Origin of the sequence: Marinomonas sp. MED121 (assembly GCF_000153025.1) — a bacterium.
Classification (GTDB): Bacteria; Pseudomonadota; Gammaproteobacteria; order Pseudomonadales; family Marinomonadaceae; genus Marinomonas.
In genome coordinates this window covers 194,166-207,619 of record NZ_CH672431.1, presented here as the reverse complement: position 1 = coordinate 207,619, position 13,454 = coordinate 194,166, and the positions used below count along the sequence as shown (strand labels likewise).

The 13,454-nt window shown below is 43.3% G+C and carries 11 protein-coding genes; 2 read left to right on the top strand and 9 right to left on the bottom strand.

The features are described from left to right. Positions 1 to 72: 72 nt before the first annotated feature. The 3 genes from astD to astA (MED121_RS12480) form a co-directional block, all read right to left on the bottom strand. Complete coding sequence (gene astD / locus MED121_RS12490) at positions 73 to 1,575, bottom strand: succinylglutamate-semialdehyde dehydrogenase (RefSeq protein ID WP_009834067.1); 1,503 nt, start codon at positions 1,573 to 1,575, stop codon at positions 73 to 75. A gap of 18 nt (positions 1,576 to 1,593) precedes the next feature. After that, positions 1,594 to 2,634, bottom strand: coding sequence for an arginine N-succinyltransferase (gene astA, locus MED121_RS12485; protein WP_009834066.1), 1,041 nt, complete (start codon positions 2,632 to 2,634; stop codon positions 1,594 to 1,596). 66 nt (positions 2,635 to 2,700) lie between these two features. Continuing rightward, positions 2,701 to 3,726, bottom strand: a complete 1,026-nt coding sequence (gene astA, locus MED121_RS12480; protein WP_009834065.1) for an arginine N-succinyltransferase — start codon at positions 3,724 to 3,726, stop codon at positions 2,701 to 2,703. Between the two features lie 194 nt (positions 3,727 to 3,920). Here astA (MED121_RS12480) and MED121_RS12475 point away from each other — a divergent pair, with 194 nt between their 5' ends. Further along, a complete protein-coding gene (locus MED121_RS12475) occupies positions 3,921 to 4,148 on the top strand; it encodes a DUF1653 domain-containing protein (RefSeq protein ID WP_009834064.1) in 228 nt (75 codons plus the stop codon). Here the strand turns inward: MED121_RS12475 and MED121_RS12470 are convergent. The 6 genes from MED121_RS12470 to MED121_RS12445 form a co-directional block, all read right to left on the bottom strand. Beyond that, entirely contained in the window at positions 4,145 to 4,642 is a 498-nt protein-coding gene (locus MED121_RS12470) for a DMT family transporter (protein WP_207382815.1), read from the bottom strand. The two genes, MED121_RS12475 and MED121_RS12470, sit on opposite strands and share 4 nt — an antisense overlap. Positions 4,643 to 4,650: 8 nt before the next feature. Continuing rightward, positions 4,651 to 5,115, bottom strand: coding sequence for a DMT family transporter (locus tag MED121_RS12465; protein ID WP_009834062.1), 465 nt, complete (start codon positions 5,113 to 5,115; stop codon positions 4,651 to 4,653). A 122-nt stretch (positions 5,116 to 5,237) separates the two neighbouring features. Beyond that, positions 5,238 to 6,227, bottom strand: coding sequence for a LysR family transcriptional regulator (locus MED121_RS12460; RefSeq protein WP_009834061.1), 990 nt, complete (start codon positions 6,225 to 6,227; stop codon positions 5,238 to 5,240). A 120-nt stretch (positions 6,228 to 6,347) separates the two neighbouring features. Beyond that, positions 6,348 to 9,416 (bottom strand): efflux RND transporter permease subunit, encoded by a 3,069-nt coding sequence (locus MED121_RS12455; RefSeq protein WP_009834060.1) that lies wholly within the window; start codon positions 9,414 to 9,416, stop codon positions 6,348 to 6,350. Beyond that, entirely contained in the window at positions 9,417 to 10,526 is a 1,110-nt protein-coding gene (locus MED121_RS12450; RefSeq protein WP_009834059.1) for an efflux RND transporter periplasmic adaptor subunit, read from the bottom strand. Between the two features lie 237 nt (positions 10,527 to 10,763). Then, complete coding sequence (locus tag MED121_RS12445; protein ID WP_009834058.1) at positions 10,764 to 11,681, bottom strand: LysR family transcriptional regulator; 918 nt, start codon at positions 11,679 to 11,681, stop codon at positions 10,764 to 10,766. 230 nt (positions 11,682 to 11,911) lie between these two features. Between MED121_RS12445 and MED121_RS12440 the strand changes: the two genes are divergently transcribed. Then, positions 11,912 to 13,402, top strand: a complete 1,491-nt coding sequence (locus tag MED121_RS12440; protein ID WP_009834057.1) for a CoA-acylating methylmalonate-semialdehyde dehydrogenase — start codon at positions 11,912 to 11,914, stop codon at positions 13,400 to 13,402. Positions 13,403 to 13,454 lie beyond the last annotated feature (52 nt).

Genomic DNA, 13,454 nt, shown 5'->3' with positions numbered 1-13,454 from the left:
CCTTTGCTAAATACTTTCTCAGTGTTTATTAACACTTGTTGGTTATCTCTTATTTGTTTGACCCCATTGCCCTTAAAGGGCAATGCCTGGTACCAAGGTTTCTGGTACGGTCAAAGCATCTACTTCAATGCTTGATACAGGATAAGAGCAATAATCCGCCGCATAATAAGCGCTAGATCTGTGGTTACCACTGGCACCTGTACCACCAAAAGGTGCAGTACCCGCAGCACCGGTTGTTTGACGGTTCCAGTTGATAATGCCAGCACGTGAGTGTTGTAAGAACCACTCATACTCAGTCTTATCGTCTGACAAGATACCCGCAGACAGACCAAACTTAGTGGCATTGGCTAGGCTCATTGCTTGATCCATATCGTCATAACGTACAACGGTTAGTAGCGGGCCAAAATACTCTTCATCAGGTAGTTCACCTTTTGCCGCAAGCTCGGTGACATCCAAAATACCAGGAGAGATAAAACCAGTGTTTGCTTCGCCACGCTCTGCTGCTAACAAAGTGTCTGCACCAAGGCCAACCAAACGAGCAAAGGCTGTCGCAATATTGTCAGCGGCTTGAGCGGATACTAATGGTCCCATGAAAGGTTGGTCTTGGGCATCAAAACGATCAATTTTCAAACCTTTAGTGACTTCAATGAGCTTGGCCAGAATCGCTTCACCGTGAGCATTGTTTGGTACTAGAAGGCGACGTGCGCAAGTACAACGCTGGCCTGCAGATAGGAACGCAGACTGAACGATCTCATGAATCACTGCATCTAAATCTTGAGTTTTATCAGACACTAGCAGTGGGTTATTACCACCCATTTCTAGCGCTAGAATCTTACCTGGGTGACCCGCATAAGCTTTATGTAAAATGTGGCCTACTTCTGGGCTACCTGTAAAGAAAAGCCCATCAAGCTCATCATGGTTAGCTAGCGCGATACTGGTTTCTTTCTCCCCTTGAACTAGGTTAAGAACCCCATCAGGCAGGCCAGCTGCTTGCCATAGCTGAATAATCAAATCTGAAACAGCCGGTGTTTGCTCGCTTGGCTTAAGTACTATGGTATTACCTGCAATCAAAGCCGGTACGATATGGCCATTTGGTAGATGCGCAGGGAAGTTATAAGGACCAAATACAGCGACTACACCGTGAGGTCTGTGGCGTAGGTGAGCACTTACATTGGAGCCGCCAATTGCAGGCATGGCGGTTGCTTTTGTGCCAGTACGTTCGTGGTAAGACTTCTCAGAAATCCCTACTTTACCTATGGTCGTAGCCACTTCTGTTTTTGTTTCCCAAAAAGGTTTACCTGTCTCGCGGCTGATCAGAGTCGCCAGCAGGTCAGTATTTTCTTTAACTTTCTCAGCAAACTTTTTAATGATATCTAAACGGTATTCTAGGCTTGAGTTAGCCCAAGCTGGGAATGCTTTACGCGCTGCTTTAAGTGCGGCATCGACTTGTTCTGGACCGGCTGCTTTTGCTTCCCATACTAGGCTAGCATCCGCTGGATCAATTGATTGAAAAGCATTGCCTGTTCCTGCTACCCACTGGCCATTGATATAGTGTTCTTGTTTCATAGTCATCATCTAAATCCTAATAAATTGTTATGCTTTAGTCGCGGACAGCTCGACAATGCGAACGGCTTCTTTGTTGTTAACACACAAATGCTCAGCTTCTTCTTGGCTCAGGGTTAAGGTGCTGCCGGGTGTACTGTTACGTTGAATCAAAATACAGCGGAAGTCAGCTAGCTTAGAGTTAGACACTAGGTAGTAGGTGCCTTCTTTCTCAGGTGCTTCATCGCTAATTGTCGTAAGACATAGACGACTCTCACGCACTGCACGTATGTTTGGTACATGGGCTTCAACAGTTGGACCGCCATCAAAGATATCGACATAATTTTCGTAGCAGAAACCTTCTTGTTGTAATAGACGTAATGCTGGTGCGGTTTTATGGTGTACCTGACCCAGACAGTCTTGCGCCTCTTGGCTTAAGAAAGCAGTGTAAACTGGGTTACTTGGCATCAATTCAGCAATAAATTGCTTGCTTCCTAATGCGGTTAATTCATCTGCCTTTTTAAAATCAAGGGAGAAGAAGTGGCGGCCTAAAGATTCCCAAAGCGGTGAACGGCCTTCGTCGTCACTAACTCCACGCATTTCTGCAAAAATCTTATTGGTAAAACGCTCAGGGAATTGCGCTAAGAACAAAAAGCGTGCTTTAGATAGCAGTTGTCCATTTTTAGAGTGACGGTAGCCTTCTTCTAAAAACAAGGTGCAGATTTCGCTCAAACCTGTGTAATCATTATTCAATACCAAGGTCGGCATAATGTTATGTACGCCAAGCTCACGGGAAGAATGAACTAATTTACCTAGGTGGTAGCTGTAGAAAGGCTCATCAAGGCCAACGGTTGCTAATAAACCACTGGTTCCCACTATCTCGCCTGTTTCGGTATCTTCCAGCACAAACAGGTAACTTTCATCAGTAGGACCTTCTATGGTCTCTTTGGCAAAAGACTTATTAGAGACTTCAATTTTGTTTTTTAGAATCGCTTCATCAGGTACAAGAGAGGTAAAACCAACTCCTGTTTTATCTGCTAGATGGTATAGGGAATCTAGCTCAGTTTTTGCGATTGGGCGTATGACCATCATAAGATAAGGCCTCTATCAATATAATCATGGGTTAAAAAAGGGATTACTTAAATTCGTTTTATTCGCTTAAATTGGCGTCCAACTCACCTTGTCTTTTGCTGCTAATTGCAATGTCTTTTCAACATCAGCAGAAAGGGCAAGCGTGTCAGTGTCTGCCTGGTAACTGGCTTCTGCCAGGGTTACCCTAAATTCTTCTAATTCGCCGCTTGCAATAATATGCAAAGAGACTGTTTCTTCTGGTTTAGATTGCTGCAAGCTAAAATGCGATGTTTTACGCTGGCTTATGGTTCTTAAGTCACTGGTTCTGGCTTCAACGCTTGGGCCTGCGTCAAAAATATCCACATAGCCTTTAAAGGCAAAACCTTCTTCTAACAAAATGTCGCTGGCTTTCTCTGAGTCTTCATGCACTACGCCTATGACTTGTTGGGCGGCATCTGGCAGAGTTGGCACATAAATGGGATACCTTGGCATGAGGTCGGCGATGAAATGCTTATTACTCACACCGGATAAATAGTCAGCCTTTTGAAAGTCCATGCTAAAAAAGTACTTACCTAGAGAATCCCAAAATGGAGAGTAGCCTGCCTGATCGCTTTCGCCTCGTAATTCCACAAATAATTTAGAAGTGAAACGCTCTTGGTGTTGGGCGATGAAAAGAAGACGTGCACGTGATAACAAGGACATGGCTTCATTATTCTGGTGCTGATGATCTACGATAAGTGCGACCAGTCGGCTGGTGCCGCTATAGTCATGGCATAAGAAAAGTGCAGGAATGCGGTTGTGTATTTGTAATTGCGGAGATGCATGCACGACTTCATCAATGCGATAGCTGTAAAAAGGTGCATCTGTACCTACCATGGCTTCTACACCACAAACCCCAACAATTTCATCATTACTGGTGTTTACCAACACAAAGCAGTAGGATTCTTCGCCCGGTTGTACCACCTCTTGTTGCATAGAACGGCGAGAGGAGGCTATTTTGTCATTGAGTCTGTCACGATTAGCTGGAAAATTGGTAAATCCAATACCCGCTTGTTGCGCTAATCTTTCCAATGCTGGTAGATCAGCAAAGTCGACTGGACGAACTAGGTACATAAAATTTTCCTTATTGTGAAAAACAAGATCAATAGGGTAAATGGGTAGATTAGTTATTTTATTATTGATGAAATGGCTTAAGTAAAGAAGATGGCTAGTTTTGTTTTTGCGACAAAATTTTCTTAAAAAGGGACTTTTTTTGTCCTAAATACATAACTAGCCATTAAAAACATGAAGTATAAGAGAGTAAAAGCATGAGTGCAGAGATTAAAGCAGGCATTTATCGTCATTATAAAGGCGCTGAGTACAAGGTTGATAAGGTAGTAAAACACAGTGAAACGGAAGAATCACTGGTGATCTATCAAGCACTTTATGGCGACTATGGTTGGTGGGCACGCCCCTTATCCATGTTTATAGAAAGTGTCGTGGTGGGCGGTGAAGAAATCCCACGCTTTCACTGGATTAGAGAGTCTGAAGTTTAAACTTCAGACTTGGTTAGCTTGTTGACAGGGATGTTACTCGTTGGCCGTTGTTTTGCTGGCTTACTTTTGTCCAGAGATAAGCGAATCCCCCAAATAATCAAAATGACTCCTAGTGCTTGCAGACCATAGTTTAATAATTTATCCGCCTCTGTTTGTAGAAGAATATCAAGTAAGATGCCGGCTAACATTTGCCCACTGATAACGAATAACGCCGCTCTTGTGGTGTCCATCAAACTTAAGACATAACTGTTTAAAGCAACATACAAAGCACCAATTAGGCCACCAAGGAATAGGTGCCAATTGTCTAAATGCCCTATCTTAATAAGATTTTTAACCTCAAAATCTAGCCCTATTAAAATAAGACTTAACAAGATAAAACCAATTAAATGGTTGTAATATGACGCTTTAAAAGGGCCTTTAAATTGGCTGAGTTGGCCATTGAGGCTGCGACTGAGGCCAATGCAAAAACCGTTCAATAAGGCGAAAAATATCATGCTTATCATCATAAAACCCTCGCAAAAATGATAAATAAACAACCTGTGAGGATTAAGCCGATCACTTTTATGTCATTTACTCCTAAGGTTTTTTTAAAACTGCCAAATAGTCCGAAATAATCCACTATCAAACTGAATAGGACTTGGCCCAGCAAAGCGAGTGCTAAAGAGCCTGCTAAGCCTAAGGGGGAGTTGACTGTAATACCTGCTAGGATGACTGTAAAAGCGCCAGGTAACCCACCAAGATAAGTGAACCAAGGGGCGTGTTTTGTTAGCTTTTTGCTGTCCGTTTTTGGTTTGTACGAAAATAAAGAAAGCAAACCTAGTGCTGTCACTGCACCTAAACCATGGGCAATCCATGAGGCTTCAAGGGGGGAACTGATATTTGCTAAACCTGCATTTAGCTTAATCATAATGGCTAATATCGCCCCAGCAAAGAGGGCGATTGGAATCTGGGAATAGAGACGACTCATGGTGTTTATCCTAAGTGAAAACAGGAACACTATAGGTCTTTAAATTGAGCCTGATAAGCCTGAAAATGACCAACTCACTGTAGCGAAAAACTCAACAGTGAGCCCTATTTAGTCTATTTCTGCTAGAGATGTTTGATCTTTTTATTGATCATCCAGGGGGAGTTTTTCATATGATTGGCAATTTTTTCCCTTAGCCATTTATGGGCCAGCTCATTATTGTTTCTTTCATGCCAACACATTTGTACTGGGTGCTGATTATCGTATGGGTCAAGCTTAACGATATCGTCTGGTAGGGGTAAAAGCCGAATATCGTCGGCTTTTCCTGATTCAGCCATAAATGACATCATTAGGTTTGCTGTGGCATAACCTGTAATCAGTGTCATACCATTTTTAATGGCTTTCATCGCGGCTAATAAACTTTCTGTTTCCAAGTTTGGCGTAATATCAAAGCCTTGTTGTTGCAGTTTTTGTAGCGTAATGGAAGGGCTCATGGATTGACGTTGAATATGATGCGTGGCCAAAGGGTAGTTGACTAAATCTTCAATGCACATCGCCTCTTGCTGAAAAAGAGGGTGTGCTTTGCTAATTAAAATACAGCCTTCAATATGCCCAATTAGCTTAGAGCGGATGCTATTTGGGGTGCCGTTTATCATGCCAATGCCTAAATCAACGGTGGATAAACCTAACTCACTAAAACTTTGGTTACCCCAGTTAGCAATGGAAAGCTTTACATTGGGTGCTTCAGCGTAAATTTCAGATAATAGCGGCTCAATAAAACTGGCTAACACGCTTTCATGAATATGCAGACAAAAATGCCTCGTGAGCTCAGATAAGTCCAGTTGTGGTGGGCTGGTAAGCGAAGACAGAGAGTGCAAAATGGGCTCAATTTGTAAATGCAGCTCTGAGGCTCTCGCGGTAGGGCTTAAGCCATAGGCTTGTCGAGAGAATAACGCATCATTAAATACTGCGCGTAACTTTTGTAGGCTCTTACTTAAGGCTGGCTGAGTAACGCCTAATCTTTCTGCTGCTCTTGAGACACTACCTTCTTCAATAATGGTATGAAAAGCCACCAGTAGTTTGATGTCGAGTTGCAATAATTCATCAGTACGCATAGTTCTCTCTTTTGCCAAAAGCTTTCGTGGTGCTTTAAGAATGTAAAGAAAAGGGTATTTCTTTAGAAAAGGCAGCCAGTGGTTGTACTGACTGCCTTAATGGGTGAAGTGGCACCTAGTTTATAGGGACTTCATCGAACGGTATTTCACTCTAAATAGGATGACGTAAAACACAGGAACAGCGATCAAGGTCAAAATGGTCGCAAACCCTAAGCCAAACGAAATGACCACCGCCATACCTTCGAAGAAGGCATCTGACAATAGTGGAATCATACCTAGAATAGTGGTGATTGCCGCCATACAAACGGGTCTTACACGGCTGACAGCCGAGTTAAAGACGGCTTTATAAGGGTCATTCCCTTGCTCTAGTTCCACATTGATCTGATCTGCGAGCACGATACCATTTTTCACTATCATGCCCGAGAGACTTAAAAAGCCTAAGAGAGACATAAAGCCAAAGGCGGTATTCATTGCTAATAAGCCTGATGACACACCAATTAAGGCCAGTGGTACACAGAACCAAATAACAAGCGGTACACGCACCGAGTTAAACAGGAGTACGGTTATGATGAACATGAATAAGTAACCCATAGGCAAGGCGGTAAAGATGTTTGCTTGCGCATCGGTACTGCTTTCATATTCACCACCCCATTCAAGGCTGTAGCCAGGCGGTAAGGCAATGGCTTCAATTGGGCCACGCACTCTGCCAAAAACAGCCATGGCTGTTTCACCCTCGAGAATCTTGTTATCAGACATCACAGTAATGGTACGTTTACGATCGTGACGCTTAATGATCGGATCTTCCCAGATCACATCAAAACCTTTCACCAAGCTAGTGAGGGTGATGTAAGCACCTGTTGCTGGGCTATAGATCTGTAGATCACGGATCTGATCGATTGAACGACGTTCTTCAGCCGGTGCCTTTTGTACGATCGGTAAGATATCTGAACCATCACGATAAAGGCCAATACGTGAACCATTAAAGTTAGCGAGTAGTACCTGATCAAGGTCGGCTTTACTAATACCCAGTCGACGCGCTTGCTCTTCATCAAACTGAGGTCTTAGCACTTTTGTGCGTTGACGCCAGTCGTCTTTGATATTTTCAAGACCACCATCGGCACGGTAGATTTCTTTAATTTCTTCACTGATGCTACGTAACACTTTTGGATCTGGTCCTGTGATACGTGCTTCAATTTTCGAACCAGAGCCTGGCCCAAGTTCAAGACGTTGTAGTTTAGCTTCAACATCAGGGAACTCATTCTTCATTATGTAATAAGTACGCTCAATCAAGTCAGGAATGACTTCTGCAGTGTCCGTACGAATAATGAATTGCGCATAGCTAGAGTTAGACTGCTCTTGGTTATAGGTCAGGATAAAGCGAGGTACACCTTGGCCTGTCGTCGACGTAATCGTGCTCACACCGTCTTCTTTTAACAGACGTTGCTCGATGTTTTTGGTTAATTCGTAACTGGCATCAATATGCGTACCAGATGGTCCTTCTACATCAAGGTAGAACATAGGTGTCGTGGAAGGTGGGAAAAACGACTGTTTCACAAATTGGAAAGCCCAACCTGCAGTCATTAAGCTGGCAATTAATAGTAAAACGGTAATCCAACGATAATGCAGCGCTTTATCTAATAGCCATTTGTAGCCTACAAAGAAAGCGCCCTTGTATGGGTCCTCACCTTCTTCTTCACCTGCTTTGATTTCTTCTTTAAAGAATAAATCACAGAAGAATGGGGTCAGGGTGACAGCCGTAATCCAACTTAAGAAAAGTGAAATAAGTAGCACATAGAAAAGTGATCCAACAAATTCACCCACAGCATCTGGAGATAAACCAATAGGCGCAAATGCTGTAATCGCAATTATGGTAGCGCCTAAAAGCGGCCATTTAGTTTGGTTTACAACAGAAGAAGCGGCTTCGAGTTTAGACATGCCACGCTTGAGGCCTATCAGGACACCTTCGGTCACCACTATGGCATTATCCACCAGCATACCTAAGGCAATAATCAAACCACCAAGAGAGATACGTTGTAGGTTAATGGCGAAGTACTCCATCACGATAAAGGTACCTAAAATGGTTAATAACAAGATTAAACCAATTAAGATGCCGGACTTAATGCCCATAAAGACAAGCAGTACTAAGACAACGATGCCTACAGCTTCGGCTAGGTTAAGTAGAAAGTTACTAACAGAGCGTTCAACTTCTTTCGATTGGAAGTAAACCGTATCTAGGTTAATACCAATAGGCTGCTGGTATTTTAATTCGCCGATACGGGCTTCGATCAACTTACCGGCTTCAACTACGTTGACCCCAGAGGCAAATGAAATACCTAACAATAAAGAGGTATGACCGTTGAAGTTAATGGGGTTAGTTTGTGGGTCAACATACTCACGTTTAATCGTGGCAATGTCGCTCAGGCGAATCATTTCACCCGAGGTAGGTGTACCCACGATTAGACTTTCAAGCTCTGAAATATCTTGGAATTCACCGGTTGGGCTAATACGGATATATTCGTCACCCACACGGACAGAACCTGCATTAGATACTGTGTTTTGTGTGCTTAATAGATTGGAGAGACTAGAGGGATCGATACCCATAGTCGCTAAGCGAGTACGTGAGATCTCGATAGTGATTTGTTCACTTTGCTCACCGGCCACTTGCACTTTACTCACCCCATCCACCAAAACAAGTTCACGTTTTAGGTAATCGATGTAGGTTTCAAGATCCTTGTAAGGGTAGCCTTCGCCATTAACCGCGAGCATCACCCCGTAAACATCGCCAAAGTCATCGACGACAACGGGTGTCGAAACACCAGTGGGGAAGTTACCTTCAATGTCAGAAACGGTTTTACGCACTTCATCCCAAATCTGTTTTAGTTCTTGTTTACGATAAGTTTCCTTGATCGTAAGTGTCACTTGCGAGTAGCCAGATTTGGTGGTGGATTTAATCTCATCCACATAGGCTAAGTTTTGCAGTGCTATCTCAATCGGATAGGTGACTTCTTCCTCTACCTGTTCTGGTGACGCACCTGGGTAATAGGTAATAATCAGGGCATCTTTGATGGTGAATTCGGGATCTTCTAATTGACCTAAACCAGTGAAGGCAATCACGCCCCCAACAAGTAAGATCAAGGTCAGCATCCAGCTGGTGACCTTTCGTTCGATAAAATAGGCTGCGATATTCACTTATAGACCTCGCTCTCTAACCCAAGGACGAACCTTGGTTTCACTGGTCAGGCTATGAACACCTGCAGCAATGACTTGTTCACCTTCTTCAAGGCCAGACAGTATGACAATTTGATCACCTTGTAGAGAACCTACTTCAATTTTACGCATAACCGCTCTTTGGTTTTCAGCATCATAAAGCCACACTTTCTGCTCTGGCTGGCTACCGGCTGTGGTGGTTTCAAAAATGGCTTCGACAGGCAATAGAATATTGTGGGTTTGGTTAATCAGTAGGCCAAGATCTATCACCACATCAGCTGTCATACCCGGTAATAATCTCGCTGAGTCATCAGCATCACGCTCAATCCCCATGGTAATCTCATAGGTCTTAGTTTCGTCATCTGGGGTGGTGTTGTATTCCTTGTAATAGGCTTTATAAACCTTGTCATTCAACACATTGATGATGACATCTGGCTTGTAATTAACGGCACTGGCCTGAATGTTGGCAATTAAGCTCTCAGGAATAAAGAACTCAAGATCAATCGTCTTGTTGTCCTGAATATGGATCAGACTTTGAGTGGCACTGATATATTGGAAGTTCTCTGTTTCAACATCAGCAATAACGCCATCGAAAGGGGCGTATAAGCGGGTATATGCCAAGTTGTTCTTCGCTCTTTGTAACGCGTTTTCAGCTTGATCTAGGCTAGCGCGGCTGGCCTCATAGCTGGCACGACTGCTTACTCTCTTCTCATAGGTTGCTTTGTTACGATCGAACTCAGATTTCGCAAAACGGTGATCTGCTTTAGCAAGCTCAAGATCTAGTTCGAAGTCAGTCGGGTCAAGAGCGGCAAGTAGCTGGCCTTTTTTAACTTCTTGGCCAGATGTTATGGCTAATTCATTTAATTGACCGCCCACTCGAAAGGCAAGGTCTGCCTCATTGCTGGCTTTTAATTCTGCTGGGAAGCTACGAATGTTTTCAGCAAGGTTAGATGTGACTGTGACCAGTTTCACTGGACGAACGACTTCCTCCACGATTTGGCTAGTTTCTGGTTCCGGGGAGCAAGCGCTAATAAGTAAGCTGGTCGCTAGAATAGCACCTGTGCTAAGTAATTTGAGAGAAGAAGAGGTCATTCAGTACTCCAATGTACTTGTTAAAGCTGAATCAGGTTCAGCTGTCTAAGTCTAAGTTGGCGGAATTTTATAACCAGATATTCCATATGAGAATATATCAAAGCATATGAATGATAGTCTTAAAATTTATATCTCTCAAAGTCTTGATAGAAAATACTATATATCTTCGCTGTTAATATTTAATATTCAGTAATGGAGAGTGTATTCTCCTATCTTTTAACTTATTGAATATTATGATTAATTTTTGGATATCTCGAGATTCAATTCAGTAAGATAAGTCTCTAAAACTAAGTTGCTAGAAGCCCCTTTTCGAGTAATTGCAGAGAAACCCGTATCAAAATTGAATTGTGAATCTAATAAGGACCGCATCTTTCCTTCCTTCACCCAGACGTGAGCCACGTGATCTGGCAGATAACCAATATACTTACCCGTCAAAATTAAAAAAGCGACACCTTCCCTATCTGTGGCGGTTGCCGTGGCATTTAATTGTTGTAATTTCTCTTTAATTTCAGGGGTTTGCGCATAAGCAGGAACGACAGCATCTAATTTGGAAATGTCGTCAGGTTTGATTTTTTTATCATCGATTGCAAATAAAGGATGGGTGTTACTGCAATAAAGTTGGGAGTTCTCACGGTAAAGTGGCAGATATTCTAATCCAGCCAATAATCTAAGGTCTGGTACTATGCCAACGTGTAAACTGCCGTCTAAAACGCCTTTTTCTATGTCATTGGGCGGGATCATACGTATATTAATGGTTATATCTGGTCCCTTTTGTTTGAGTGAACTAACGGAGTTTGTAATCACCATACGTGGCATGGTCACTAAATTATCCGTAATACCGATATTCAGATCCCCAATCAACTTTTCATGTAAGCCATTAATTTGAGTTCTAAATCCTTCAATAGAAGACAAAAGTTGAAGGGTGTATTGATAAACCTGACTGCCCTCGTCAGTTAGGGAGAAACCTGAACGGCCTCGCTGACATAGGCGAAAGCCTAATCGTGTTTCAAGGTCTGCCATAGAGATACTAATGGCGGCGCGACTAATGTTAAGCTCGACTTCTGCAGCAGAAAATCCTCCTGACTCAACCACGGTTTTATAGATTCTCAATAACCTTAAGTCCGCGTCGCTGACTTGACCTTTAAACTGTTTCACACGCTGCTCCTTATTAATCTTGTGTTTGGGCTATACCACAAGCTGACCTAATTTCTGGTGATTTAAACACTCTCATAAAATGGTTAGTAATTGCTTAACTAAGGTTTAATAGATGAGAATTTATTTAATCTATTGTGGCAGGCAAAGTCTGTCAATAAGATTTCTAATTCGGTCGTAACTAGGGTCTAAAGGCTAGATTTACGACATCTCACAGACTTAAGGGGAAGCACATGCGCTTGGTAGGACATTTAATTAACGGTGAGTTACGTGACGATGCGAAACAAACTCAAGATGTATATAACCCAGCTTCTGGACAAGTTAGCAAGCAGGTCGCGCTTGCAAGTAAAGAAACGGTAGAAGATGCCATAGCAGCAGCGAAAGCCGCTTATCCCGCATGGCGTAATACCCCCGCCATTAAACGTGCCAGAGTCATGTTTAAATTTAAGCAGCTACTAGAAGATAATGCCGACACTATCTGTGCCTTGATCGGTGAAGAGCATGGCAAGATTTCCCATGATGCCGCGGGCGAATTGCAACGTGGTATAGAAAATGTGGAATACGCTTGTGGTGCACCTGAATTATTAAAAGGTGAACATAGTAAAAATGTGGGCCCTAATATCGACTCTTGGAGTGAATTTCAGCCACTTGGTGTAGTTGCTGGCATTACCCCGTTTAACTTCCCTGTGATGGTGCCTTTATGGATGTTCCCTATGGCAATTGTATGCGGGAATACCTTTGTGCTTAAGCCTTCTGAAAGAGACCCAAGTGCCACCTTATATATCGCTCAACTCTTACAAGAAGCGGGTTTACCTGATGGCGTGTTTAACCTAGTTAACGGTGACAAAGAAGCGGTTGATACCTTGCTTGAACACAAAGATGTTAAAGCGGTGAGTTTTGTGGGTTCTACCCCAATAGCAGAATACATTTATACCCAAGCCAATGCTCACGGTAAGCGTTGCCAAGCGCTAGGTGGCGCGAAAAATCACGCTATTGTGATGCCAGATGCGGACATGGACAATGTCGTTAGCCAATTATTAGGCGCGGCGTTTGGTTCTTCTGGCGAGCGTTGCATGGCCTTATCTGTTGCGGTTGCCGTGGGTGATCAAGCTGCTGATACGTTAGTGACTAAGATGCAAGAAGCCATGAAGAAACTAAAAGTGGGTGTGGCAACGGATGCCAGTAATGATTTTGGTCCCGTGATTACTAAAGCCCATCAAGAAAAAGTCTGTGGCTATATCTCTAGTGCCGAGGAGCAAGGCGCTAAGGTTGTGGTAGATGGTCGTGATGTGGCGGTTGATGGTTATGACAAGGGCTTCTTTGTTGGCGGTACCCTAATCGATAATGTCACCACCGACATGCAAAGCTACCAAGAAGAGATCTTTGGTCCTGTGCTTCAGGTTGTGCGAGTGGATAGCATGCAAGCTGCCATGGATATGATTGACGATCATGAATACGGCAATGGTACTTGTATCTTTACCCGTGATGGTGAGGCGGCACGCTATTTCTCAGATAATATCCAAGTGGGTATGGTGGGGATTAATGTGCCTCTACCTGTGCCTGTTGCTTACCATAGCTTTGGTGGTTGGAAGCGCTCTTTGTTTGGCGATCTTCATGCTTATGGTCCTGATGCGGTACGCTTTTATACTAAACGTAAGACGATTACACAGCGCTGGCCTTCGGCTGGTGTTCGTGAAGGCGCCCATTTCTCTTTCCCTTCATAGTAGGGAATAGGCCCTAACGAATAGAAACCCTACCCTCCCAGGATGGTTTCAA